Genomic DNA, 23,130 nt, shown 5'->3' with positions numbered 1-23,130 from the left:
GTGGGGAGGGGAGCGCGGTCCGCCCGAGCAGCCCGTGCTCAGGGGCGGCGCCGGCCGGCGAGGCGGCGGACCCGCGGCGGGCGCAGGCCCAGCCGCCGCCGCGAGAGCTGGCGCACGGCCTTGCGCTGGGCGGGTGCGACGTCCCACACCTCGGGGTGGGCGCCCAGCCAGCGCCAGCGTCGGGTGGCCAGCGGCAGGTGCGCCAGGTACGCGGCGGTCAGCAGCAGCACGACGAGGTCCGGGAACACGATGAGTCCGGCGATGGTGGCTCCGACCAGCACCAGGAACGGTGCGGCGAGGCGGGAGGGCACCCGGATGCTGTTCACCGACAGGGTGGGCAGCCGGCTCACGACGAGCGCGGCCACCGCCACCACCCAGATGCCCACCACCGGCGCGGAGCTCCACCACCCGTCGCCCAGCAGCATCTGCAGCGGGATGGGGACCAGCGCGAGCATCGCACCCGACGGGCTCGGGACGCCGGTGAAGAACTCGCTGGCGTAGGGCGGCTTGGAGTCGTCCTCGATGAGGGTGTTGTAGCGAGCCAGCCGGAGCACCGTGCACACCACGAACACCAGGGTGACCACCCAGCCGGCGCGGCTGCCGTCGAGCACGGTCAGGTAGAGCACGAGCGCCGGGGAGACCCCGAAGGAGATGGCGTCGGCGAGGGAGTCGAGCTCCGCGCCGATGCGGCTGGACACGTCGAGCAGCCGGGCGATCCGTCCGTCCAGCGCGTCGAGCACGGCCGCCGCCGCGACCAGCGCGTAGCTGGTGCCGAGCTGGCCGTCCAGGGCGAACTTCACCGACGAGAGCCCGAGGCACAGCGCGAGCACGGTCACCGCGCTGGGAAGCAGGCTGATCCCCCGTCCCCGCTCGGACCCGGTCTCGCTCACGGCAGCTCGGCCAGGACGGTCTCGGCACCGACCATCCGCTGCCCCACGTCCACCAGCACCCGGCTGCCCACCGGCAGGTACGTGTCCACCCGCGAGCCGAAGCGGATGAGCCCGTAGGTGGCTCCGCGCTCGGTGCGGTCGCCCTCGGCGAGGTGGCAGACGATGCGACGGGCGATGAGCCCGGCGATCTGGACGACGCCGACCTCCTGGCCGTCGTCGGTGCGCAGCAGCACGCAGGTGCGCTCGTTGTCGGTGCTCGCGGCCGGCAGGTCGGCGCTGAGGAACGTCCCTGGCGTGTGCACCACGCGCGAGACGGTGCCGCCGACGGGGCTGCGCTGCACGTGCACGTCCAGCACGGAGAGGAAAACGCTGACCCGGGGCACCGGTGCGCTGCCGAGGCCCAGCTCGGCGGGCGGCACAGCCGTGTCCTGCAGGGCGACGACGCCGTCGGCGGGGGCGACCACCAGGCCGGGGCGCTGCGGGGCGACCCGGGCGGGCTCGCGGAAGAAGGCGGCGCAGGCGAGGGCCGCCACGGTGGCGGTGCGACGCAGCGCGGGGGAGCGCCGTCCCAGCACGGCGAGGACGGCCGGCACCAGCACGAAGGGGCGGCCCGCGGGGTTCAGCGGAGGCACCACGCTGCGGACCAGGCCGACCAGGTGCGCAGCGCCGGTGGGTGGGTCGGGCTGCTTCGGACGGCGGGCCACGGTCTGCTCGGCTCCTCTGCTGGCGGGCACGTCGGACGGTCGACGGGCGGGTCACAACCTACGTGACCCGCCCGTCGAGACTGTTCAGGTCGAGCTCAGCGCGAGGCCTTGCGGCCGGTGACGGCCTTGACCAGGAACAGCAGGATGACGGCGCCGAGGAGCGCGACGAGGAAGCTGAAGATGATCCCGCCACCCTGCACGTCCACGCCCACCGCGTTGAGGATGAAGCCGCCCAGCAGGCCGCCGATGATGCCGACGACGATGTTGAGGATGATGCCCATCTGGGCGTCCGTCTTCATGATCTTGCTGCCGATCCAGCCGGCGAGCCCGCCGATGATGATCCAACCGATGATCCCGAGTCCGAGCATGGTGTTTCCTTCCGCCGTGGTGCCCCCCTGGTCGGGGGAATGAGGGCGTGGTGCCCTCGAACGTCACGTTGTGATCTTGGAGAGTTGACCTGCTGAGCACCGAACGAAGGTGTCGTCGCAGGTCAGGGCTCAGGTGTCGAGGACCCAGACGTCGATCTCGGAGCCCGCGTCCAGGTGCGTCGTCTCCTCGTGGAGGTCGAGCAGGCAGTCCGAGGCCGCGAGCCAGCGCAGGAAGTGCGAGGCGGGCGGACCGATCGGTCGCACCGTGCCTGCGGCCTCGTCCAGCACGCCGCGGCGGTACTGCCGGCGGCCCTGCGGGGAGTCCAGCGCCTCGGTGAGCCGGGCCCGCACCACCCGGCGGTGCGTCCGCCCGTGGCCCATGGCGCCGCGGACGGCCGGACGCAGGAACACCTCGAAGCTGACCAGCGAGCTCACCGGGTTGCCCGGCAGGGTCACCACGGGCACGCCACGCAGCCGTCCGGCGCCCTGCGGCATGCCCGGCTGCATCGCGACCTTGGCGAACTCCACGCCCTGGCCGGTGAGCGCGTCCTTCACCACCTCGTAGGCCCCGGCGCTGACCCCGCCGGAGGTGAGCACCAGGTCCACGTGCTCCAGGCGGGGGGCGAGCGCGGCGTGGAAGGCCTCGACGTCGTCGGCGACGAAGTGCAGCTGCTCGGCCTCCGCCCCGGCCGCCCGCAGCGCGGTGCAGAGCATGACGCCGTTGGACTCGTGGATCTGGCCGTGGACCAGCGGCTGCCCCGCCGCCACCAGCTCGCTGCCGGTGGAGAGCACCAGGGCCCGCAACCTCCGGTGCACCCGCACGGTGGGCTCGCCGAGCGCGGCCACCAGGCCCAGCTGCGCGGCGCCGAGCTCGGTGCCCGCGGTCAGCACGGTCTCGCCGACGGCCACGTCCTCCCCCGCGGTGCGGACGTGGGTGCCGGCCACCCGCTCCTCGTGCACGAGCACGGTGACCGTGCCCCCGTCGGTGGCCTCCACCTGCACCACCGCGTCCGCGCCCTCGGGCACCGGGGCGCCGGTCATGATGCGGTGGGCGGTGCCGGGTGCGAGCGGGGGGCCGTCGACCCGTCCGGCCGGCACGTCCTCCGCCACGGGCAGCGCCACGGGGTGCTCGACCGAGGCCCCGGCGACGTCGGCCGCGCGGACCGCGTACCCGTCCATGGCCGAGTTGTCGAAGGCGGGCAGGGCGCGGGCGGCGACCAGGTCCTGCGCCAGCACGAGCCCGGCGGCCTCGGCCAGGCCCAGCTCCACCACCTCCGTGCGGACGAGGAGCTCGGCGACGACGGACTGGTGTTCGGCAACGGTGCGCACGAGCAGCGATCCTGCCCCGCCGGGTGCACCCCTGCCCAGGGCGGCTCCGGCGAACCGCGTCCGCGGCGGCGCCCGGCCGCTAGGGTCGCAGGGGTGGCGGAGCAGTTGGGTGACCTTGTCGGGCGACGCCTCGGCCACTACCGCGTGGACGGGGTCATCGGCCGCGGCGGGATGAGCACCATGTACCGCGCCACCGACGTGCGGCTGGGCCGCTCCGTCGCCCTGAAGATCATGTCCGACGCGCTGGCCGGGGACGCCGAGTTCCGCGAGCGCTTCGTCGACGAGGCGCGCAACACCTCGGCCATCGACCACCCGCACGTCGTTCCGCTCTACGACTTCGGCGACCTGGACGGGATGCTGTTCCTGGCCATGCGCTACGTGGAGGGCGCGGACCTCTCCAGCCTGCTCTCCGACGGCCCGCTCGCCCCGCGCCGTGCGCTGCTGCTGCTGGGCCAGGTGGCCGAGGCGCTGGACGTGCTGCACGGCCGCAAGCTGGTGCACCTCGACGTGAAGCCGGCCAACGTGCTGGTCACCCACCGGGAGGGCTCCGGCGCGGAGCACGCCTACCTCGCGGACTTCGGCCTGACCCGTCGCGGCACGGCGGGCCACCGCACCCGCGGCGGGGACTTCCTCGGCTCGCCCACCTACGCCGCCCCCGAGCACCTGCGCGGGGACTCGGTGGACGCGCGCACAGACGTCTACTCCCTGGCCTGCATGCTCTTCGCCTGCCTCACCGGGCACGCCCCGTTCACCGGCACCGTGGACGAGGTGATCAACGGTCACCTCGCGGGCATGGCCCCGTCCGTCTCCGCCGAGGTGGTGCTGCCCGCGCGGGTCGACACCGTGGTGCGGCGCGGCATGGACACCGAGCCCGACGCGCGCCCGGGCAGCTGCCGGGAGCTCATGACGCTGGCCCACCAGGCGCTGTCGGGCACCACCCGCCCGGAGGAGCCGCCCGTGCGCCGCGCGACGAGGACGGGCCAGCAGGCGGGCGGGCCGTGGGTGGCGCCGGAGCCCTCGGGCCCCTCGCGGCCGGTAGCGGTGCCGCAGGCCCCGCCCGTCCAGCTCATGCGTCCCGAGCCGGCGCGCCAGGCGCCCCAGCCCGCCCCCCAGCCACCGGGACCCCATGCGTCGGGCCCCCATGCGTCCGGCCAGCCGTCCTGGGGTCCGCAGCCGTCGGGCCAGCCGTCCTGGGGCTCGCAGTCGTCGGGTCCGCACCCCCGGGGTGCGCCCCCGCAGCCCCGCCCCCTGGGACCGCCGCCGGCCGGGCCGTCCGACGTCGCGTCGATGCGGCTGCGGGACCCGATGCCCACGCGCACCTCCACGGCGTTCACCGCCGAGCCGGTCGCCGGTCGTCGTTGGGTGGTCCCCGCCGTCGTCGCAGCGGCCGTCCTCCTCCTGGTGGCGCTGCTCCTCCTCCTGCTCTGAGCCCTGCCGCCGCACGGGGGAGCGCGTTGCACTCGACAGGGGCGAGTGCTAGACATGAAGCTGGCACTCACCACCTGTGAGTGCCAGGTCGGAACGGTGAGGCCGGGGTGCGTGACCCCTCGGCCGTCCGTCGCGGGCACCGGACCTGGCCAGCACACGTGTCACCCCCAATCCGGAGGATCACTTCGCAATGGCCAAGATGATCGCGTTCGACGAAGAGGCCCGCCGTGGCCTCGAGCGGGGCATGAACACCCTCGCCGACGCCGTGAAGGTGACGCTGGGACCCAAGGGTCGCAACGTCGTCCTGGAGAAGAAGTGGGGCGCCCCCACGATCACGAACGACGGTGTCTCCATCGCCAAGGAGATCGAGCTCGAGGACCCCTGGGAGAAGATCGGGGCCGAGCTCGTCAAGGAGGTCGCCAAGAAGACCGACGACGTCGCGGGCGACGGCACCACCACCGCCACCGTGCTCGCCCAGGCCCTGGTGCGCGAGGGGCTGCGCAACGTCGCGGCCGGCGCGAACCCGATGGCGCTGAAGAAGGGCATCGAGAAGGCCGTCGAGGCCGTCACCGCCAAGCTCATGGAGACCGCCAGGGAGGTCGAGACCAAGGAGCAGATCGCGGCCACCGCGGGCATCTCGGCCGGCGACCCCTCCATCGGCGAGCTCATCGCCGAGGCGATGGACAAGGTCGGCAAGGAAGGTGTCATCACCGTCGAGGAGAGCAACACCTTCGGCCTCGAGCTCGAGCTCACCGAGGGCATGCGCTTCGACAAGGGCTACATCTCGCCCTACTTCGCCACCGACACCGAGCGCATGGAGTCGTCCCTGGACGACCCGTACATCCTGCTCGTGAGCTCCAAGATCTCCACCGTCAAGGACCTGCTGCCGCTGCTGGAGAAGGTCATGCAGTCCGGCAAGCCCCTGGCGATCATCGCCGAGGACGTCGAGGGCGAGGCTCTCGCGACCCTGGTCGTGAACAAGATCCGCGGCACCTTCAAGTCCGTCGCCGTCAAGGCCCCGGGCTTCGGTGACCGTCGCAAGGCGATGCTGGCCGACATGGCCATCCTCACCGGTGGCGAGGTCATCAGCGAGGAGGTCGGCCTCAAGCTCGAGACCGCCGACATCTCCCTGCTGGGCTCCGCCCGCAAGGTCGTCGTCACCAAGGACGAGACCACGATCGTCGAGGGCGCCGGCGACACCGATGCCATCGCCGGCCGGGTCAACCAGATCCGCGCGGAGATCGAGAACAGCGACTCCGACTACGACCGCGAGAAGCTGCAGGAGCGCCTGGCCAAGCTGGCCGGCGGTGTCGCGGTGATCAAGGCCGGGGCGGCCACCGAGGTGGAGCTCAAGGAGCGCAAGCACCGCATCGAGGACGCCGTGCGCAACGCGAAGGCGGCCGTCGAGGAGGGCATCGTCGCCGGTGGTGGCGTGGCGCTCATCCAGGCCAGCTCCGTGTTCGAGACCCTGCACCTCGAGGGTGACGAGGCCACGGGCGCCAACATCGTGCGCGTCGCGCTCGAGGCCCCGCTCAAGCAGATCGCCATCAACGCGGGCCTCGAGGGTGGTGTGGTCGCGGAGAAGGTGCGCAACCTCCCCACCGGCCAGGGCCTCAACGCCGCGACCGGCGAGTACGTCGACATGCTCGCTGCGGGCATCAACGACCCGGTGAAGGTCACCCGCTCGGCGCTGCAGAACGCGGCGTCCATCGCGGCCCTGTTCCTCACCACCGAGGCCGTCGTGGCCGACAAGCCCGAGAAGGCCGGCGCCAGCGCCGGTGGGGGCGGCGACATGGGCGGCATGGGCGGCATGGACTTCTGAGTCCGGCCCCCTGCTCGACCAGCTCCACCTGATCGACCCGACGGGCCGGTCCACCCTCGCGGTGGGCCGGCCCGTTCGGCGTGCACGCCGCATCCGTGGCGACCGGACCCGGCTCGAGCTCAGGGCCGCGCCACCACCGGTCGTGCCACGAGCCCCCGACGCACCGCGCCGCTGATCTCGGTCAGCACGCGCTCGGGCTCGTCCTGCAGCTGGTGCCAAGTGACGCGGAGCACCGTCCACCCCGCCGAGACCAGGGCGTCCTGCCGAACCCGGTCCGCGGCGAACCGCCCAGCACCGTGGTGCCGGTCCCCGCCGTCGACCTCGATGGCCACCCGCGCAGCCGGGAACGCCGCGTCGATCTCGTGGCCGAGCACCTGGTACCCGCGCCGCAGCCCGGTGAGGCCGGCGCCCCGGAGCAGCCGCAGCAGCGCCCGCGCGTGCGCCTGGCCCAGCGCGTCGACGGGCACCCCGTGCGGCAGCACCCGGTCGAGGAACCTCGATCCGTGCTCGAGCGCGACGGCCGCCTCCAGCACGGTGAGCGCGGTGCCGGTCACGGCCGCGCGGGTGCGGGCCTCGTCGGTCCAGCGGTGCCCGGCCACGAAGTAGGTCCGCGGGCCCACCTGTCGCCAGCGTCGGGTCCACACGCGGTCGCTGACCATGGTGGCGGTGAGCCCTGCGGCGCGGGCCTCGTCGAGCGTGACGAGTCCGGCGTGGCGCTCGAGGGTGCGGTGCAGTGCGGCGTGGTCCATGCCCGGTTCGACGGTGTCGGCGGGGCGATCCGCCTAGGGGTTTCTGCTCAACCGTGCCGACAGGCCGATCGAGCGCCATGGAAGCGTTCAGCTCCACCAGCACGACGCACGTCGAGATCAGTCACCCGAACACGACCAGAGCGCGACCTCGCTCCGGCCGAGCGGGGGGGCGGGTGCGCCGAACGGGGCGCAACGGTCAGGGCGCGAGCAGGGCGGCCGAGCCGAGCTGCTGCAGGAGCGTGCCCATCTGCGCCCGGTCGAGCCCGCGCCCGGCGTGCGTCGTGGAGTTCAGCAGCCCGAACACCGCCTGCACCCGCGCCCGGGCCACCACCTCGTCGAGGTCCGGCCGCACCACCCGGAGGTGGACGACCCACACCTCGATGTAGGCGCGCTGCAGCCGGCGGACCCTCGCGCGGTCCTCGGCGGTGGTCGAGGCGAGGTCGCGGTCCTGGACCCGGATGAGCTCGGGCTCGGTGAGCGCGAAGTCCACGTGGAAGCCGAGCAGCGCGTCGATCCCACCCCCCTGCCGCGCCCGGCCGCCGTCGAGCAGCCGCTGGCTGATGCCGACGAGCATCTCACCGAGCACGGCCTGCTTGCTGGCGAAGTGCCGGTACAGCGCCGGCCCGCTGACGCCGGCGGCCGCGCCGAGGTCGTTGATGCTGACCCCGTGGTAGCCGCGCTCGGCCATCAGCCCGGCGGCCACCCCGAGCAGCTGCTCGCGCCGGGGGGTCGTCACACCCGCCAGGTTAGCAGTCGCTAACTGCACGCAATCGATGTCCTCCCCGGTCGGCCGTGTCGGGTGCGATCGGTCAACCGGGCGTGCGCATCCAGCGGGCGGTCAGCTCCAGGCCCTCGTCGAGCCCGCGCGGCGTGGAGCCCAGGGCGCGCGCGGCGTCGTCGACTACGCGGTAGCCGCCGAGGTGTCCGTAGACCTCCGAGCGCTCGGCGAACGGTGGCGGGTCGGTCAGCGCGGAGCCCTGTGGCACCGGGTGCACCCGGTGCGGACTGCCCACCAGCCCGCAGTAGGTGTTCAGCAGCCGGGGGAAGGACGCGACCTCCCCGCTCAGCACGTAGCGGTGCCCCGCCTCGCCCTGCTCGTAGGCGTCGAGCTGCCCGGCCGCGACGTCCTCGGCCAGCACCCAGCCCACTCTCGTGTCGACGATGTCGCCCACCTCCCCCCGCGCCGCCGCCGCGAGGAGCGTGTTGTAACCCTGCGGGCCGCGCGGGGAGGGGCCGTAGACGCTGACGACGGTCGCGACGACGGCGTCGAGCCCGTCGTGCACGGCGGCCAGGACCACCGCCTCGGCCTCGGCCTTCGTCGTCGAGTACGCGTCGGTCAGCGCCGTCCCGCCGGCCGCGCCCTCGTCGACCACCGCACCCGGACCGTGTGGGTCGGCCACGCAGATCGCAGCGCTGCTGGAGGTGTGGACGAGCCGCCGGACCCCGGCGCGACGGCAGGCGTCGACGACCCTGGCGGTGCCCCCGACGTTGATCTGGCGGACCGCGGCGCCGGACAACCCGACCGCCGCGGCCAGGTGGAAGACGCCCTCGCAGCCGTCCACCGCGCGGGTGAGCGCGTCGACGTCGGTCAGGTCGGCCACGGCGACCTCGACGCCGTCGGGCAGGACGGTGGCCCGGGCGGGGTCGCGGACGAGCGCGCGCACCTGGTGGCCGCGCGCGTGCAGGTGGGCGACGACGGCCGCGCCGACGAACCCGGTGGCGCCGGTGACGAGGAGCACCGGCCGATGGTGCCACGGGGGTGGTGCTGGCGTCGTCGTCGCCGTGGACGACACGCTGCCCCCGCTGTCCGACGACATCACCATCGTGCTGGCGTGGCTGCGCACCCCGACGACCTCGAGCACGGCGCGGCGTCGGTCGTCGGTCGTCGGTCGTCGGTCGTTGCCCGGTGGACGGGTCGGGACACGGCCGTCGCGCACCTGCTGCTGACCTCGGGCGAGGCGGGCATCGACACCCTCGACCCCGCTGCTGTTATCGATCGCTAACATCGCGAGGTTAACGTCTGCTAACGTCAGCGTCGTGACCCAGACGACGGACGCGCTCGCGCCGGTGCTGCCCACCCGCGTGGACCCTGCCTCGCCCGAGGGCCAGGCCAACGCCGCCGCCATGGGCGCGCTCGTGGCCGACCTGCGCGCCCGGCTCGCCGCGGCCGCGCTCGGCGGCCCGGAGCGCAGCCGGCAGCGCCACCTCGACCGCGGCAAGCTGCTCCCCCGTGACCGGGTGGACACCCTGCTCGACCGCGGCAGCCCCTTCCTGGAGCTCAGCCCGCTGGCCGCGAACGGCATGTACGGCGACGACGCCCCGGGCGCCGGGGTCATCACCGGGGTCGGCCGGGTCGCGGGGCGCGAGTGCGTGATCGTGGCCAACGACGCCACCGTCAAGGGCGGCACCTACTACCCGATGACGGTGAAGAAGCACCTGCGCGCGCAGGAGGTGGCGCTGCACAACCACCTGCCGTGCCTGTACCTGGTGGACTCCGGTGGCGCGTTCCTGCCGCGGCAGGACGAGGTGTTCCCCGACCGCGAGCACTTCGGTCGCATCTTCTTCAACCAGGCCACCATGAGCAGCCGCGGCATACCCCAGGTCGCCAGCGTGATGGGCAGCTGCACCGCTGGGGGCGCGTACGTGCCGGCGATGAGCGACGAGGCCGTCATCGTCCGCGACCAGGGGACGATCTTCCTGGGCGGTCCGCCGCTGGTGAAGGCCGCGACCGGCGAGGTCGTCTCAGCCGAGGACCTGGGGGGCGGGCTGCTGCACTCCAAGACCTCCGGGGTCACCGACCACCTGGCCGACGACGACACCCACGCCCTGCAGATCGTCCGGTCGATCGTGGCCACGCTCGCCCCGCGCACCCCCGTGCCCTGGGACCTCGCCGCGGTCGAGCCCCCGCTGCACGACCCGGCCGAGCTCGCTGCGGTGGTCCCCGCCGACGTCCGCACCCCCTACGACGTGCGCGAGGTCATCGGGCGCCTCGTGGACGGCAGCCGCTTCCACGAGTTCAAGGCCGAGTACGGCGCCACCCTGGTCACCGGGTTCGCGCACCTGCACGGCCACCCCGTGGGCATCGTCGCCAACAACGGCGTCCTGTTCGCCGAGTCGGCCATGAAGGGTGCGCACTTCATCGAGCTGTGCGACCAGCGCAAGATCCCGCTGCTGTTCCTGCAGAACATCACCGGGTTCATGGTCGGCCGCGAGTACGAGGCCGGCGGCATCGCCAAGCACGGCGCCAAGATGGTCACCGCCGTGGCCTGCGCCCGCGTCCCCAAGCTCACCGTGGTCATTGGCGGCAGCTTCGGCGCCGGCAACTACTCCATGTGCGGCCGCGCCTACTCGCCCCGCTTCCTGTGGATGTGGCCCAACGCGCGCATCTCCGTGATGGGCGGGGAGCAGGCCGCGCAGGTGCTCGGCAGCGTGGGTGACGTGGACTCCGACGCGATCCGGGCGCAGTACGAGGACCAGGGCAACCCCTACTACTCCACCGCGCGGATCTGGGACGACGGCGTCATCGACCCCGCCGACACCCGCACCGTCCTCGGCCTCGCCCTCGGCGCCGCCGCCAACGCACCGCTGGAGCCCGTGGGCTACGGCGTCTTCCGGATGTGAGCGGGATGTCCCTGTTCACCACTGTCCTGGTGGCCAACCGCGGCGAGATCGCCTGCCGCGTCCAGCGCACCCTGCGCGAGCTCGGCATCACCTCCGTCGCGATCTTCACCGACGCCGACGCGGGAGCCCGGCACGTCCGCGAGGCCGACACCGCCGTCCGCATCGGCAGCTACCTCAGCATCTCCGACGTGCTCGCCGCGGTGGCGGCCACCGGGGCGCAGGCCGTGCACCCGGGGTACGGGTTCCTGGCCGAGAACGCCGCCTTCGCCCGCGCCTGCGAGGACGCCGGGGTGGTGTTCATCGGACCGTCGTCGGCGGCCATCGAGCTCATGGGCGACAAGATCAGCGCCAAGGCGACCGTCAGCGCGGCCGGGGTCCCCGTGGTGCCCGGGCGGTCGGTGCCGGACATGACCGACGACGACCTCGTGGCCGCCGCGGCCGAGGTGGGCTACCCCGTGCTGGTGAAGCCCTCGGCCGGGGGCGGCGGGAAGGGCATGCACCTGGTGCGCGACCCGGCCGAGCTGCCCGCGGCCCTGGTCTCCGCCCGGCGCGAGGCTGCGTCCAGCTTCGGCGACGACACCCTGTTCCTCGAGCGCTACGTGCTCACCCCGCGGCACATCGAGGTCCAGGTGCTCGCGGACGGCCACGGCCACGTGGTGCACCTCGGGGAGCGCGAGTGCTCCCTGCAGCGCCGGCACCAGAAGGTCGTCGAGGAGGCGCCGTCGCCGCTGCTGGACGAGGCCACCCGCGCCCGGATCGGGGCCGCGGCGTGCGAGACCGCCCGGGCCTGCGGGTACTCCGGCGCCGGCACGGTGGAGTTCATCGTGGCCGCGGCCGCCCCGGAGGAGTTCTTCTTCATGGAGATGAACACCCGGCTGCAGGTGGAGCACCCGGTGACCGAGCTCGTCACCGGGGTGGACCTGGTGGCCGAGCAGGTGCGGGTGGCCGCGGGCGGCGAGCTCACGTTCACCCAGTCCGACGTGGTCCTGACCGGGCACGCCGTCGAGGCCAGGGTGTACGCGGAGGACCCGGCGCGGGACTTCCTACCCACCGGCGGCACCGCGCTGCTGGTCCGCGAGCCCTCCGGTGCGGGCGTGCGGGTGGACTCCGGGCTGGTCGAGGGCACGGACACCGGCTCCGCCTACGACCCCATGCTGGCCAAGGTCATCGCCCACGGTCCGGACCGGGCCACCGCGCTCGCGCGGCTGGACCGGGCCCTCGCGGGCACCGCCGTGCTCGGGGTGGGCACCAACGTCGCGTTCCTGCGCCGCCTAATCAGCAACGACGACGTGCGCGCCGGGCGGCTGGACACCGGGCTCATCGAGCGCGAGCTGGCCTCGCTCACCGCCGCGGAGCCGACCGACGACGTGCTCGCCGCCGCCGCCCTGCACGCACGGATGCACCAGGTGCACCGTGGCGCGGACGACGTGTGGTCCGCGCCGAGCGGGTGGCGCGCCGGCGAGCACGCGCCGCTGCGGTGGTCGACCAACCTCGGGGACGTCGAGATCCGTGGCGGTCAGGTGCGGGTCGGTGGGAGGGAGTGGCGCGCCGGCTCGATCACCGGGGCCGGTCCGGGTGAGCTGCTGCTGACCCTGGACGGGCGCACCCAGCGCTGGCTGGTCGTCGTGGACGGTGACACCACCTGGCTCGGCCGCGACGGGGCGGGGTGGGCCGTCACCGAGCTCTCCGCCGACCGCTCCCGGTCCGCGGCCGCCGGCGGTGCGGAGCTGCGCAGCCCCATGCCCGGCACCGTGATCGCCGTGCACGTGGCCCTGGGCGACACCGTGGCCGCGGGCCAGCCGCTGCTCGTGGTCGAGGCCATGAAGATGGAGCACGGCATCAAGGCCCCGCACGCCGGGGTGGTGTCCAGCCTGGACGTCCGCGCCGGGCAGCAGGTCAAGGTCGACGCGCTGCTCGCGACCGTCGAGGCTGCGACGGGGGGCGAGCCGAGTGCCTGAGTACGGGATCACCCCGACGACCGGGCTGCCCGACCGCGTCCGCGTGTACGAGGTGGGTGCCCGCGACGGGCTGCAGAACGAGAAGACCCTGGTGCCCACCGCGGTCAAGGTCGAGCTCGTGCAGCGCCTCGTCGCCGCCGGGCACACCGCGGTGGAGACCACGAGCTTCGTGCGCCCGGAGTGGGTGCCCCAGCTCGCCGACGCCGCCGAGCTGCTGGACGCGCTGGGGCCGGCGCCCGACGGCGTGCGGATGCCCGTGCTGGTGCCCAACCGGCGCGGGCTCGACCGGGCCCTGGCCGCCGGGGTGCGCGAGGTGGCCGTGTTCGCCAGCGCCACCGAGACGTTCGCCCGCCGCAACCTCAACCGCAGCCTCGACGAGAGCCTGGCCGCGCTCACCGAGGTCGCCACCGCCGCCCGCGCGGAGGGCCTGGCCGTGCGCGGCTACGTCTCCATGTGCTTCGGCGACCCGTGGGAGGGGGCGGTCGACCCGGCCGTCGTCGCGCGCGTCGCCACCGCCCTGCACGACGCGGGGGCGAGCGAGATCAGCCTCGGCGACACCATCGGCGTGGCCACCCCGGGTTCCGTCGTCGCCGTGCTCGACGCGCTGGTGGTCCCGGTCGACGCCGTCGCGGTGCACTTCCACGACACCTACGGGCAGGCCCTGGCCAACACCCTCGTCGCGCTGCAGCACGGCGTGAGCTGCGTCGACTCCGCCGCCGGCGGTCTCGGGGGCTGTCCCTACGCGGAGTCGGCCACCGGCAACCTCGCCACCGAGGACCTGCTGTGGCAGCTGCACCACCTCGGCATCTCCACCGGCGTCGACCTCGACGCCATGGTCGCCACCAGCGCGTGGATGGCCACCCAGCTCGGCCGCCCCAGCCCGTCGCGCGTCGTCAACGCCCTCGCGCCACCAGCCCTGTCCCCCGCCGTCCCCACCCCGCAGGAGTCCTGATGCTCGACACCCAGCTCACCGACGAGCAGACCCAGCTCGTCGCGACGGTCCGCGAGTTCACCCGGGAGGTCGTCGCCCCGGTCTCCTACCAGCACGACCACGACCACACGTTCCCCTACGAGGTGGTGAAGCAGATGGGGGAGATGGGGCTGTTCGGGCTGCCGTTCCCCGAGGAGGTCGGCGGCATGGGGGGCGACTACTTCACGCTGTGCCTGGCCCTGGAGGAGCTGGCCAAGGTCGACCAGTCCGTGGCCATGACGCTGGAGGCCGGGGTCAGCCTCGGCGCGATGCCCGTCCACCGGTTCGGCACCCAGGCGCAGAAGGACGAGTGGCTGCCGCAGCTGGTCACCGGGCAGTCCCTCGGCGCGTTCGGGCTCACCGAGCCGCAGGCCGGCAGCGACGCCGGGGGCACCCGCACCACCGCCGTGCTGGACAGCGGTGAGTGGGTCATCAACGGGCGCAAGCAGTTCATCACCAACTCCGGTACCGACATCACCCGCCTGGTCACCGTCACCGCCGTCACCGGCCGCACCGCCGGGGACCGCCCGGAGATCAGCAGCTTCCTCGTGCCGGTACCCACGTCCGGGTTCACCGCGGAGAAGGCCTACGACAAGGTCGGCTGGAACGCCTCCGACACCCACCCGCTGACCCTGGACGACGTCCGCGTTCCGGAGGAGAACCTGCTCGGCGAGCGCGGCCGCGGCTACGCCGGGTTCCTGCGCATCCTCGACGAGGGCCGCATCGCCATCGCCGCGGTCGGCACCGGGGTGGCCCAGGGTTGCGTGGACGAGAGCGTCAAGTACGCCAAGGAGCGCGAGGCGTTCGGCCGGCCCATCGGGACCAACCAGTCGATCGCGTTCACCATCGCGCGGATGCAGGCCCGGGCGCACACCGCCCGCACCGCGTACTACGACGCCGCGGCGCGGATGATCGCGGGCCTGCCCTTCAAGACCGAGGCCTCCATCGCCAAGATCGTCGCCGGTGAGGCGGCCATGGACAACGCCCGCGACGCCTGCCAGGTGCACGGCGGGTACGGGTTCATGAACGAGTACGTCGTGGCCCGGCACTACCGGGACTCCAAGATCCTGGAGATCGGCGAGGGCACCACCGAGGTGCAGCTCATGCTCGTCGCCCGGTCCCTGGGCCTCTGAGGAACGAGGCCCCTGTGCGTGATTCCTGGACCCAGGAGGCGAGGAATCCTGCACACCTGGTGCTGGGCCTCGCGCAGCCCGGGGACGACGTCCAGCTCAGCGCCACCCCGGACCCGTTCGACGTGGACCCCGACCCCCGGCCGCTGCCCGGGGCCGCAGGTGCTCAGGGGCTCTCGGTTCGCGAGGACGGGGTGCTCGTCGGCCGGGTGAGCTGGCACCCGGTGCCGCACGGACCGTCGTTCCCGTGCGTGGCCCTGAACATCGGGATCACGCTGCTCGAGGAGCACCGGGGCCGCGGTCTAGGCACCACGGCGCAGCGGCTGCTCGTGGAACACCTGTTCGCGACCACCGACGTGCACCGCGTGGAGGCCAGCACGGACGTGGACAACGCGGTCGAGCAGCGCGCCCTGGCGAAGGTGGGGTTCCGGCGCGAGGGCGTGCTGCGCGGGGCCCAGCTGCGCGGCGGCACCTGGCGTGACCTGGTGCTCTTCTCGCTGCTGCGCGGAGAGCTCGGCTGAGCGCTCAGCAGGGGTGGGTCGCCGTTCCAGGCCCGCAACGGCGCGGTCGGGTCCTCGGTGGGGCCCTCGGTGGTGGGCAGGGCGCGGTCGGACGGGTCCTTCGCGTACTCGTCGTAGAAGGTCGCGAGGCTCGCGTACCGGTTGCCGTCCTCGTGGTGCGCACCCTCCCGCTCCCGGGTCGCGGCGAGGACCAGCCGCTCGGGTGCTGCGCAGCACAGCGCTCCGAGACACATCCGGAAAGGACACGTCGCAGCCGGTCAGTGGCGAGGGTCGGCCGTGTCTGCGCGCAGGTGACGCTGTGCGGTGTCGTTAGGCCACAGTTGGGTCTCGAAGACCACGAGAACCACCCAAACGCGTCCTCATGCACTAGAAATTGCGACGACAACGTTGTCGACGCGACGCCAGGGAGTTCCATGCTCGAGGTCAAGGACCTGCACGTCACCTACGGGGGTGCGGTGCGAGCGCTGCAGGGCGTCACCCTCAGCCTGCCCAAGGGCAAGGTGGCCGCTCTGCTCGGCAGCAACGGCGCGGGGAAGTCGACGTTGTTGAGGACCATCTCGGGCACCCTCCGGATGCACCGCGGGGCGGTGACGAGCGGCACCGTGGAGCTCGACGGCGGGTCGCTGCTCAAGCGGGACGCCGCCGCCATCGTGACGTCCGGTGTCGTGCAGGTCCCCGAGGGCCGCCGCATCTTCGGCCGGATGACCGTCGAGGAGAACCTGCGCGCAGGATCGGTGGGCAACGCCTCGCGCTCGTCCCGGGGGCGCCTGCAGGACGAGGTGTTCGAGATGTTCCCGGTGCTCGCCGACCGGCGGTCGGGGCGGGCCGGGCTGCTGTCCGGGGGCGAGCAGCAGATGCTCGCCATCGGGCGTGCGCTGATGGCCGAGCCCGAGGTCCTGCTGATGGACGAGCCGTCCCTCGGTCTTGCGCCCCGCATCATCGGTCAGATCGGCCGGGTGATCAGCGACATCAACTCCCGTGGCGTCTCGGTGCTCCTGGTGGAGCAGAACGCCACGATGGCTCTCGACGTGGCCGACCTGGCCTACGTGCTCGACCTCGGCCGGGTCTCGCTGTCGGGTTCGGCCGACGAGCTGGCGGGGACCGACGCTGTTCGGCACCTCTACCTCGGGGAGTCCTCGCCCGATGCCACCGGGATGGATGGCCGACCGGGGTCTCCCGTACCCGGCTCCGCGCCGCGTGGGCTGAGCCGGTGGGTCTCGTGAACGACACTGCCGCCGCGACCGAGCGGGCCGTCCCGGCGCTGCGCGTGCAGGGCCTCACCGTGCGGTTCGCCGGGGTGACGGCGCTGAACAACGTCTCCTTCACCGTCGAGCCCGGCTCCGTCCACGCCGTGATCGGCCCGAACGGGGCCGGGAAGTCGACCTGCTTCAACGTCATCTCCGGGGTCTACTCAGCCACCGAGGGCAGCGTCGCTCTCGGGGAGCGCACCATCACGGGGTTGCGGCCGCACCGGATCGCGAACCTCGGTGTGGGACGTGCGTTCCAGAACATCGCGCTATCCAAGACGCAGACGGTGCACGAGAACCTCATGCTGGGCCGTCACCACCTCACCAGGGCGGGCTTCCTGTCCACCGGCACCGCTTTCCGCACCGCGACGAAGGAGCGGGCCCGCCACGCCACGCGGATCGAGGAGATCGCGGACTTCCTGGGGCTGCACGAGGTGCTGCGCCAACCCGCCGGGCTGCTGTCCTACGGCGACCAGAAGCGGGTGGAGATGGGTCGGGCGCTGGCGATGGAGCCGAACATCCTGCTGCTGGACGAGCCGGTGGCCGGGATGAACGCTGACGAGTCGGCCCAGATGGCCACGGCCATCGCCAGCGTGCGGGACACCCTGGGCATCTCGGTGCTGCTGGTGGAGCACGACATGGGTCTCGTCATGACGATCTCCGACCGTGTCACGGTGCTGGACTTCGGCCGGCTCATCGCCGACGGATCCCCTGCGGAGGTGCAGAACGACCCGGAGGTGATCCGGGCCTACCTCGGCACCAGTGACGACAACGCGGACAACCCGGACACGCTAGACCACCGCGACACCACGGAGGCCACTTCATGACCAAGTTCGTCGAGCTGTTGATCCAGGGAGTCTCGCTCGGCTTCATCTACGCCCTCATCGCGCTCGGTTTCGTCGTGATCTACCGGGCGACCGAGGTGGTGAACTTCGCCCACGGCTCGCTCCTGCTGCTGGGCGGGTACGTCGTCGCCGTGAACAGCCAGCGGTTCGGCTTCGCGCTGGCCCTGGTCTTCGGCATCGGTGCTGCGGCCGTGGCGGCCCTGATCATCGAGGTGGTCCTCGTCCGGAAGCTCCGTGGACGTGACGCCAACTCGCTGGCCATCCTCACCATCGGCGTCGACATCATCCTGTTGACCGAGCTCACCCGGCGGATCGGGTCCCAGGTGCTCAGCACGGACGCGCCGTGGGGAAGCAACCTCTACAAGATCGCGGGGTTCACCGTTCCGCAGTCCCGTGTCGCGGCCATCGTCGTCGCGATCGTGCTGCTGGCCGCGTTCTTCGCAGCGTCGAAGTACACCAGCTGGGGGGTCGCCACCCGGGCGGCCGCCGAGGACAGCGAGGCAGCCGCCCTGATGGGCATCCGGCTCGGCCGGGTCTCGACGATGTCCTGGGTGATCGCCGGCGTCCTCGCCGCCGTGGCCGCGGTCTTCCTCGTGTCGTTCCCCACCCCCGGACTCACCAACACCACCGGGTTGATCGCGTTCCGGGCCTTCCCGGCCGCCATCCTCGGCGGGCTCGACTCCACCACGGGTGCTCTGGTCGGCGGCATCGTGGTGGGTCTCGCGGAGACGATGACCTCGGGCTACGAGGACAAGCTGCCCTTCCTCGGCGGTGGGTTCGGCTCCGTCATGCCGTACATCGTGATGATCGCAGTGCTGCTCTGGCGCCCGTCCGGGCTCTTCGGGACCAAGGACATCGCCCGTGTCTAGCGACGTCGAGGTCGCGGCGGACGCTCGCGCCGGCTCAGGAGGGAGCAGGGCGTCCTCGCCCGCGCGCCGTCGCCGGCCGACGGTGCCCACCCTGCTGCGGGTGCTCGTGGTGCTCGTGGTGGCGGTGCTGCCCCTGTACCTGACCAGCTCGCTGCTGCAGACCGGCCTGTTCTGCATGTCGGCGATCATCGGCGCCATCGGGCTGAACCTGCTCACCGGCAACACCGGTCAGCTGTCCCTGGCGCACGCCTTCTTCCTCGCGGTCGGCGCGTACGGCTACGCCTTCTTCGCCGGTACGGCCCCGAAGATCGCGGGGGGCAGCGGAGCGTCGGGGCTCGCGCTGCCGACCGTGGTCGCCGCCGTCCTCGCCGTCCTCCTGACCGGCGCGCTCGGGTTGTTGTTCAGCCCCGTCTCGAGCCGCCTGCGCGGCATCTACCTCGGCATCGCGTCGCTCGCGCTGGTCTTCGTCGGCCAGCACGTGCTGTTCAACGCCGAGAGCTTCACGGGCGGGTTCAACGGACGCAGCGTTCCGACCTTCAACCTGTTCGGCTTCGTGTTCGACGCGACCGAGCCCCAGCTCTACATCCTGAACGTGCCGTTCGGCCGGTTCGAGCGGCTGTGGTACCTCGGCCTCGTCCTGGTCGTGCTGTCCTACGTCTTCGCCAAGAACCTTCTTCGCGGGCGTCCGGGCTGGGCCATGCAGATGGTTCGCGACAACGAGATCGCCGCCGCGGTCATGGGGGTCGACGTCCGGCGCTACAAGGCCTCCGCGTTCGTCCTGTCCTCGATGTACGCCGGGCTGGCCGGTGTCCTGTTCGGACTGACGTTCTCGCGCATCGTGCCCGACACGTTCGGTGTCGACCTGTCGATCCAGTTCCTGGCCATGATCATCATCGGGGGCCTGGGAACCGTCGGCGGTGCGGCCCTCGGGGCGGTGCTGGTCGTGGCGCTCCCGCAGGTCCTGAGCCAGTACGGGTCGAGCGTGCCGTTCCTGGCCGCACCCGGGTCCGGCGGTGTGGACGCAGGCAGCTTCGCCCGCTACGTCTACGGCATCGCCATCGTCGGCTTCCTGATCTTCGAGGCGGGTGGGTTGGCCGCCATCGGCCGGCGCATCGCGGAGGCCGTGGGCCGACGCGGGCGTCCCGCACCTCCGCCCGCCGCCCCGGCCCCGGCCTCCGCTGCGCCCGACGTTCCGGCCAGCAGTCCCTGATCAACCCCTGACCAACCCCCTGAGCCCCATCGATCCTGCCCCGGGCCATCCGGCACGGGCCCCGCACAGTGGAGGAACACATGTTCAGAGCACGAGGCCGCGCGGCCGTCGCCGTGTTGGCGATCGCGTTGACGGCTACCGCATGCAGCACCAAGGCCGCTGATTCCTCCTCCGGCGGTGGCGGGGGCGCCTCGGGAGAGGTGAAGACCGGCACCGGTGTCACCGCGGACACGATCACCGTCGGTCAGCTCACCGATCTCTCGGGAGTGTTCGCGGCCCTCGGCAAGAGCATCACCCAGGCCGAGCAGCTGTACTTCGACCAGCTCAACACCGCGGGCGGTGTTTGCAACCGCAAGATCGAGGTGGTCACCAAGGACCACGGGTACAACGTGCAGAACGCCGTGACGCTCTACCAGCAGATGAAGGACCAGGTGCTCGGTTTCCCCCAGGTGCTGGGCTCGCCCATCAACGCGGCGCTGCTCGACCAGTACACCTCGGACAAGCCGATCGCCATCCCGTCCGCCTGGGCGGCGACGCTCCTGTCCAACAAGCAGATCATGATCGTGGGTTCCACCTACGACTACGAGATGATCAACGGCATCGACTACCTGCTCGAGAAGAAGGTGATCAAGAAGGGCGACAAGATCGGCCACATCTACTTCGAGGGTGAGTACGGGGCGAACGGTCTGCTGGGCAGCACGTACGCGGCCGAGAAGAACGGGCTGACGATCGTCGAGAAGAAGGTCAAGCCGACCGACACCGACCTCACCGCCCAGGTGACGGACCTGAAGAACCAGGGCGTCACCGCGATCGCGCTCACCGTGTCGCCCACCTCCGCGGCGTCGGTGGCGGCCGTGGACGCAGGCATCGGCCTCAACGTCCCGATCATCGCGAACAACCCGAACTTCTCGCCGGGCCTGCTGAAGACGGCGGCCGCTCCCGCCCTGGAGAAGCTGTTCTACGGCGTGGCCTCCTGGCAGCAGCCCAACGGCACCGACCCCGGCACCGCGAAGTTCGTGGCCGACTACAAGGCGAAGTACCCCGACTCCCAGCTCGACGGGGGCCTCACCTGGGGCTACGGCGCGGCGACCGCCTTCACGACGGTGCTCAAGAAGGCCTGCGACAACAAGGACCTCACCCGGGACGGCATGAACACGGCCTTCCGTTCGCTGAGCAACGTCGAGACCGGAGTGGTCGCCCCGCTGGACTACTCCAAGCCCGGCGCCGCACCCAGCACCAAGGCGTACATCTTCCGGCCCGACGCCACCGTGCCCGGTGGGCTCAAGCAGGTCAGCGACGGCCTCTACGAGGGTCCGACCGCTGGCGGCTACACGCCGCCCGCACTGAAGTGAGCTAGCACCTGCGCTCGGCAGCGGGGCGGTCGTCCATCCGGACGGCCGCCCCGTTCGTCGTGCAGGATCGTCGGCGTGGACGCGATCGGGGTGCTGCTGGCCGCCGGGGCGGGCACGCGCTACGGCCACCCCAAGGCGCTCGTCCCGGGATGGGTGGCCACGGCCGTGACCGCCCTGGCCGACGGTGGGTGCGCCGAGGTGCTGGTGGTGCTCGGGGCCCGGGCGGAGCGCGTGCGCCCGCTGGTGCCCGCGGGCGTGCGCGTGGTGGTGGCCCACGACTGGGCCGACGGGATGAGCGCGTCGCTGCGGGCGGGTCTGCGGGCGGCCCGGGCGGGCGACGCCGACCGGGCCGTGCTGCACCTGGTGGACACCCCGGACGTGGGCGCCGACGTGGTGGCGCGGGTGCTGGGCACCGGCGCACCGCTCGCGCGGGCGGTGTTCGGCGGGCGGGGCGGGCACCCGGTGCTGCTCGGGCGCGAGCACTGGGCGGGCGTGCTGGCGGCGGCCACGGGCGACCACGGGGCGCGGGACTTCCTGCGCGGGAGGACGGACGTGCTGGCGGTGGAGTGCGGGGACCTCGCCACGGGCGTCGACATCGACACCCCCGACATCGACACCCCCGACATCGACACCCCCGACATCGACACCCCCGACATCGACACCCCCGAGCCCGGGGCCCCCGAGCCCGACGGCCCCTGACCCGAGCTAGGACGCCCGCCCCCACCCTGACCGCGGGCGACCTGCGTGCTGGGCAGGCCCCGGTGCGAGGGTGGCGCGCCGCACGGGGTCAGGAGGTCGAGCCCAGCCACTCCTGCAGCAGGGCCAGGGTCTCGACCGGCCGCTCCTCGACCAGGAAGTGACCGGCGTCCACGCTCGCCCCGGTCACGTCCGCGGCGTAGCCGCGCCACACGTCGAGCACGTCGGAGCGACCGACCAGTCCCCGGGTGCCCCACAGCGCCAGCAGCGGCTGGCCGAGCAACCGCCCTGCGTCGGCCTCGTCGTGCACCTGGTCGATGCTGGCCGCGGCCCGGTAGTCCTCACACACCGAGTGCACCGCCCCCGGCAGCTGGAAGCACCGCTCGTACTCGGCCATCGCCTCGGGGCTGAACACCCCCGAACCCCCGGCCAGCGCCCCACCGAGGGTCAGCCGCAGGAAGGCCAGCGGGTCCGCACCGATGAGCGTCTCGGGCAGCGGCTCCGGCTGGGTGAGGAAGAACCAGTGGTAGTACGCCTGGGCCACGGTGCGGTCGACGGTGGCCAGCACGTGCCGGGTGGGCAGCACGTCCAGCACCGCGAGCCGCTGCACGACGTCGGGGTGGTCCAGCGCCATCCGGTGGGCCGTGCGGGCGCCGCGGTCGTGCCCGATCACGGTGAACCGCTCGTGGCCCAGCGCGGCCATCACCTGCACCTGGTCGGCGGCCATGGCCCGGAAGGAGTGCTCGGCGTGGTCGGTGCCGGGGGCGGTGGCCGGCCGCGTGGAGTCGCCGTAGCCGCGCAGGTCGGCGGCGACCACCGTGTGCTCCGCGGCGAGCTCGCCCAGCACGCCGTCCCACATGGCGCGGCTCTGCGGGTAGCCGTGCAGCAGGAGGACCGGTGGACCCGAGCCGGCGCTCACCGCGGAGATGGTGGCGCCGGCCGTGGGGACCCGGTGGTGCTCGAGGGTCACAGCGCGGCCGTGAGCTCCAGCGCCACGCCGTCTGGATCGCGGAACTCCAGGATCGCGATGCCGGCGTCGGTGAGCTCCTTGACGCCGTCGTGGGCCACGCCGAGCCCGTCCAGGGTGCCGGCCGCAGCATCGAGCGCCGCCCTGTCAGCCACCGCGAAGCTCAGGTGGTCCAGGCCCACCCGGTCGGAGTCGAAGGTGTCTCCGGCGGCCGCCATCGGCCGCAGCCCCAGCAGGCCACCGGGGAAGGAGTAGACGCAGCCGCCGAAGACCCACCACAGGGCGTCCTTGGTGGCCTGGTCGGCGTCCTCGGGCACCGCGACGGCGACGTCGAAGCCGAAGACCTCGTCGTAGAACGCCTTGGACACCGCGAAGTCGGTGACGGTGATGCGGACGTGGTGGTAGTCGGTGATGCCGGCGATGGGCACGGTGGCTCCTTGCGCGAGGGGACGGA

General features: G+C 72.7%; 22 protein-coding genes and 1 pseudogene. 14 read left to right on the top strand and 9 right to left on the bottom strand.

All coding sequences use genetic code 11. The features are described 5' to 3' along the window. Window positions 1–38: 38 nt before the first annotated feature. The 4 genes from pssA to moeA all read right to left on the bottom strand — a co-directional run bounded on the left by pssA (window position 39) and on the right by moeA (window position 3,291). Window positions 39–890: a CDP-diacylglycerol--serine O-phosphatidyltransferase gene (gene pssA / locus RHODO2019_RS14520; protein WP_265382457.1), complete on the bottom strand. Its 852-nt coding sequence runs from the start codon at window positions 888–890 to the stop codon at window positions 39–41. After that, the gene (locus RHODO2019_RS14515; protein WP_265382456.1) at window positions 887–1,594 is read right to left on the bottom strand and encodes a phosphatidylserine decarboxylase; all 708 of its coding nucleotides are present in this window, start codon (window positions 1,592–1,594) and stop codon (window positions 887–889) included. Before RHODO2019_RS14515 ends, pssA begins: the two co-directional genes overlap by 4 nt. Window positions 1,595–1,689: 95 nt before the next feature. Further along, entirely contained in the window at window positions 1,690–1,962 is a 273-nt protein-coding gene (locus RHODO2019_RS14510; protein ID WP_265382455.1) for a GlsB/YeaQ/YmgE family stress response membrane protein, read from the bottom strand. A 129-nt stretch (window positions 1,963–2,091) separates the two neighbouring features. Continuing rightward, window positions 2,092–3,291 (bottom strand): molybdopterin molybdotransferase MoeA, encoded by a 1,200-nt coding sequence (moeA, locus tag RHODO2019_RS14505; protein ID WP_265382454.1) that lies wholly within the window; start codon window positions 3,289–3,291, stop codon window positions 2,092–2,094. A 93-nt stretch (window positions 3,292–3,384) separates the two neighbouring features. Between moeA and RHODO2019_RS14500 the strand changes: the two genes are divergently transcribed. Both RHODO2019_RS14500 and groL read left to right on the top strand, forming a co-directional pair. Then, complete coding sequence (locus RHODO2019_RS14500; RefSeq protein WP_265382453.1) at window positions 3,385–4,719, top strand: serine/threonine-protein kinase; 1,335 nt, start codon at window positions 3,385–3,387, stop codon at window positions 4,717–4,719. Between the two features lie 190 nt (window positions 4,720–4,909). Then, the gene (gene groL / locus RHODO2019_RS14495) at window positions 4,910–6,541 is read left to right on the top strand and encodes a chaperonin GroEL (protein WP_265382452.1); all 1,632 of its coding nucleotides are present in this window, start codon (window positions 4,910–4,912) and stop codon (window positions 6,539–6,541) included. 119 nt (window positions 6,542–6,660) lie between these two features. On the opposite strand, the gene RHODO2019_RS14490 is transcribed toward groL, so the two are convergent. The 3 genes from RHODO2019_RS14490 to RHODO2019_RS14480 form a co-directional block, all read right to left on the bottom strand. Beyond that, entirely contained in the window at window positions 6,661–7,290 is a 630-nt protein-coding gene (locus tag RHODO2019_RS14490) for an endonuclease domain-containing protein (RefSeq protein ID WP_265382451.1), read from the bottom strand. A gap of 196 nt (window positions 7,291–7,486) precedes the next feature. After that, complete coding sequence (locus RHODO2019_RS14485) at window positions 7,487–8,026, bottom strand: TetR/AcrR family transcriptional regulator (RefSeq protein WP_265382450.1); 540 nt, start codon at window positions 8,024–8,026, stop codon at window positions 7,487–7,489. 73 nt (window positions 8,027–8,099) lie between these two features. Continuing rightward, on the bottom strand, window positions 8,100–9,029 hold the full coding sequence (locus RHODO2019_RS14480) for an NAD-dependent epimerase/dehydratase family protein (RefSeq protein WP_265382449.1): 930 nt from the start codon (window positions 9,027–9,029) through the stop codon (window positions 8,100–8,102). A 93-nt stretch (window positions 9,030–9,122) separates the two neighbouring features. Here RHODO2019_RS14480 and RHODO2019_RS14475 point away from each other — a divergent pair, with 93 nt between their 5' ends. The 12 genes and pseudogenes from RHODO2019_RS14475 to RHODO2019_RS14420 form a co-directional block, all read left to right on the top strand. Then, window positions 9,123–9,293, top strand: coding sequence for a hypothetical protein (locus RHODO2019_RS14475; RefSeq protein ID WP_265382448.1), 171 nt, complete (start codon window positions 9,123–9,125; stop codon window positions 9,291–9,293). A gap of 121 nt (window positions 9,294–9,414) precedes the next feature. After that, window positions 9,415–10,911 (top strand): carboxyl transferase domain-containing protein, encoded by a 1,497-nt coding sequence (locus RHODO2019_RS14470; RefSeq protein ID WP_265384796.1) that lies wholly within the window; start codon window positions 9,415–9,417, stop codon window positions 10,909–10,911. 5 nt (window positions 10,912–10,916) lie between these two features. Continuing rightward, window positions 10,917–12,869: an acetyl/propionyl/methylcrotonyl-CoA carboxylase subunit alpha gene (locus tag RHODO2019_RS14465; protein WP_265382447.1), complete on the top strand. Its 1,953-nt coding sequence runs from the start codon at window positions 10,917–10,919 to the stop codon at window positions 12,867–12,869. Next, window positions 12,862–13,821, top strand: coding sequence for a hydroxymethylglutaryl-CoA lyase (locus tag RHODO2019_RS14460; protein WP_265382446.1), 960 nt, complete (start codon window positions 12,862–12,864; stop codon window positions 13,819–13,821). Before RHODO2019_RS14465 ends, RHODO2019_RS14460 begins: the two co-directional genes overlap by 8 nt. Next, entirely contained in the window at window positions 13,821–14,972 is a 1,152-nt protein-coding gene (locus RHODO2019_RS14455) for an acyl-CoA dehydrogenase family protein (protein WP_265382445.1), read from the top strand. The genes RHODO2019_RS14460 and RHODO2019_RS14455 overlap by 1 nt, the downstream gene beginning before the upstream one ends. Before the next feature lie 14 nt (window positions 14,973–14,986). Then, window positions 14,987–15,490 (top strand): GNAT family N-acetyltransferase, encoded by a 504-nt coding sequence (locus RHODO2019_RS14450; protein WP_265382444.1) that lies wholly within the window; start codon window positions 14,987–14,989, stop codon window positions 15,488–15,490. Window positions 15,491–15,903: 413 nt separating this feature from the next. After that, window positions 15,904–16,713, top strand: coding sequence for an ABC transporter ATP-binding protein (locus tag RHODO2019_RS14445; protein WP_265382443.1), 810 nt, complete (start codon window positions 15,904–15,906; stop codon window positions 16,711–16,713). Then, window positions 16,710–17,564: an ABC transporter ATP-binding protein gene (locus RHODO2019_RS14440; protein ID WP_265382442.1), complete on the top strand. Its 855-nt coding sequence runs from the start codon at window positions 16,710–16,712 to the stop codon at window positions 17,562–17,564. The genes RHODO2019_RS14445 and RHODO2019_RS14440 overlap by 4 nt, the downstream gene beginning before the upstream one ends. Then, window positions 17,561–18,451, top strand: a complete 891-nt coding sequence (locus tag RHODO2019_RS14435) for a branched-chain amino acid ABC transporter permease (RefSeq protein WP_265382441.1) — start codon at window positions 17,561–17,563, stop codon at window positions 18,449–18,451. The genes RHODO2019_RS14440 and RHODO2019_RS14435 overlap by 4 nt, the downstream gene beginning before the upstream one ends. Then, window positions 18,444–19,661: a branched-chain amino acid ABC transporter permease gene (locus RHODO2019_RS14430; protein ID WP_265382440.1), complete on the top strand. Its 1,218-nt coding sequence runs from the start codon at window positions 18,444–18,446 to the stop codon at window positions 19,659–19,661. The genes RHODO2019_RS14435 and RHODO2019_RS14430 overlap by 8 nt, the downstream gene beginning before the upstream one ends. 80 nt (window positions 19,662–19,741) lie before the next feature. Then, entirely contained in the window at window positions 19,742–21,013 is a 1,272-nt protein-coding gene (locus tag RHODO2019_RS14425) for an ABC transporter substrate-binding protein (protein WP_265382439.1), read from the top strand. Between the two features lie 66 nt (window positions 21,014–21,079). Beyond that, window positions 21,080–21,619 (top strand): annotated as a pseudogene (locus tag RHODO2019_RS14420) (nucleotidyltransferase family protein); the annotation flags it as partial. A gap of 181 nt (window positions 21,620–21,800) precedes the next feature. On the opposite strand, the gene RHODO2019_RS14415 reads toward RHODO2019_RS14420, so the two are convergent. Continuing rightward, the gene (locus RHODO2019_RS14415) at window positions 21,801–22,679 is read right to left on the bottom strand and encodes an alpha/beta fold hydrolase (protein WP_265382438.1); all 879 of its coding nucleotides are present in this window, start codon (window positions 22,677–22,679) and stop codon (window positions 21,801–21,803) included. Then, window positions 22,676–23,104: a VOC family protein gene (locus RHODO2019_RS14410; protein WP_265382437.1), complete on the bottom strand. Its 429-nt coding sequence runs from the start codon at window positions 23,102–23,104 to the stop codon at window positions 22,676–22,678. The genes RHODO2019_RS14415 and RHODO2019_RS14410 overlap by 4 nt, the downstream gene beginning before the upstream one ends. Window positions 23,105–23,130: the final 26 nt, after the last annotated feature.

This window comes from Rhodococcus antarcticus (assembly GCF_026153295.1).
In the GTDB taxonomy this organism is placed as follows: Bacteria; Actinomycetota; Actinomycetes; order Mycobacteriales; family Mycobacteriaceae; genus Rhodococcus_D; species Rhodococcus_D antarcticus.
Note: the sequence above shows the minus strand (reverse complement) of the source record. Positions and strands in the feature narration are given on the sequence as shown.

Bases quoted from the DNA above. Each gene is read 5' to 3' on its own strand.
- RHODO2019_RS14425 (WP_265382439.1), top strand. From the start codon at position 19,742: ATGTTCAGAGCACGAGGCCGCGCGGCCGTCGCCGTGTTGGCGATCGCG.
- RHODO2019_RS14465 (WP_265382447.1), top strand. From the start codon at position 10,917: ATGTCCCTGTTCACCACTGTCCTGGTGGCCAACCGCGGCGAGATCGCC.
- groL (WP_265382452.1), top strand. From the start codon at position 4,910: ATGGCCAAGATGATCGCGTTCGACGAAGAGGCCCGCCGTGGCCTCGAG.
- RHODO2019_RS14510 (WP_265382455.1), bottom strand. From the start codon at position 1,962: ATGCTCGGACTCGGGATCATCGGTTGGATCATCATCGGCGGGCTCGCC.
- RHODO2019_RS14455 (WP_265382445.1), top strand. From the start codon at position 13,821: ATGCTCGACACCCAGCTCACCGACGAGCAGACCCAGCTCGTCGCGACG.
- RHODO2019_RS14445 (WP_265382443.1), top strand. From the start codon at position 15,904: ATGCTCGAGGTCAAGGACCTGCACGTCACCTACGGGGGTGCGGTGCGA.
- RHODO2019_RS14435 (WP_265382441.1), top strand. From the start codon at position 17,561: ATGACCAAGTTCGTCGAGCTGTTGATCCAGGGAGTCTCGCTCGGCTTC.
- RHODO2019_RS14490 (WP_265382451.1), bottom strand. From the start codon at position 7,290: ATGGACCACGCCGCACTGCACCGCACCCTCGAGCGCCACGCCGGACTC.
- RHODO2019_RS14470 (WP_265384796.1), top strand. From the start codon at position 9,415: ATGGGCGCGCTCGTGGCCGACCTGCGCGCCCGGCTCGCCGCGGCCGCG.